Here is a 1,014-nt window from a genome sequence, read left to right as displayed (position 1 = left end):
CTAGATGAGTGAGTCCGTTTGCCCTGATCGTCGTTGATGCGGCGTGGACGCTGTTAATGGCTGGCGGAGGGTGTTAACCCCGGTGTGTGAAAACTGAACTCAACACCCTCCTGATCACACTGTACGTCCATCTCGACGATCGGATCCTGCCCGCGATCGGCTTCTCCCGTGAGCATCGGCCGGGCCGCAAGCCCGCGCTGAACGACGTCGAGCTGCTGTGTCTGCTGGTCGCGCAGCACCTGCTCGGGATCGCGTCGGACCGGAAGTGGATCCGGTATGCCCGGGCGCACTTGCGGGGCATGTTCCCGCACATCCCGAAGCAGTCCGGATGGGGCAAGCGCGTCCGCCAGTCCACAGCTCTGCTGTCGGCGGTGATCACCGAGCTGGCCCGCGACACCCCGACGTTCAGTGAAGTCACTCGCCTGATCGACTCGACCCCACTGCCGTGCGCGGCGTCGCGAGAGACGGTGAAGCGCTCCGACCTTGCCGGGCACGCGGGCTACGGATACTGCGCCAGTCACTCCCGGTTCTTCTGGGGATTCCGGCTCTACCTGCTCTGCACCCCCGACGGGATGCCGATCATCTGGGGACTCGCGAACCCGAAGATCGGCGAACGCGAAGCCGCCCAGGCGATGCTCGATCACGACCGGCACCTGCTCCAGCCCGGACAGGTCATCATCGGCGACAAAGGCTTCGCCGGGAAAGAGTTCGAGACCTTCATCACCGACGAACTCGGAGCCCACCTTGTCCGCCCCGACCGCAAAGACGAGACACCACGATTCGGGACACTCGGCGGCATCCGGCAATGGGTCGAGTCCGTGTTCGACACTCTCAAAGGCCAGCTCACCCTCGAAGAACACGGCGGCAGAACCATCACCGGGGTCTACTCCCGCGTCGCCGCCAGACTCCTCGCCCTCGCCGCCGGCATCTGGCACAACTGGGTCACCGGCGCCCCCGCCAAACGCTCCCTCATCGCCTACGACCACTGAAGACGATCGGACTCACTCATCTAGG

1 protein-coding gene is annotated in these 1,014 nt (G+C 64.8%); it reads left to right on the top strand.

What is annotated here, in order from left to right:
• Positions 1–86: 86 nt before the first annotated feature.
• The gene (locus AB1K54_RS17305) at positions 87–989 is read left to right on the top strand and encodes an IS982 family transposase (RefSeq protein WP_371204006.1); all 903 of its coding nucleotides are present in this window, start codon (positions 87–89) and stop codon (positions 987–989) included.
• Positions 990–1,014: the final 25 nt, after the last annotated feature.

The sequence above is a fragment of the Microbacterium sp. BWT-B31 genome (assembly GCF_041379855.1).
Classification (GTDB): domain Bacteria; phylum Actinomycetota; class Actinomycetes; order Actinomycetales; family Microbacteriaceae; genus Microbacterium.
The sequence above is the reverse complement of the archived record's forward strand: the minus strand, read 5'-3'. Positions and strand labels throughout refer to the sequence as shown.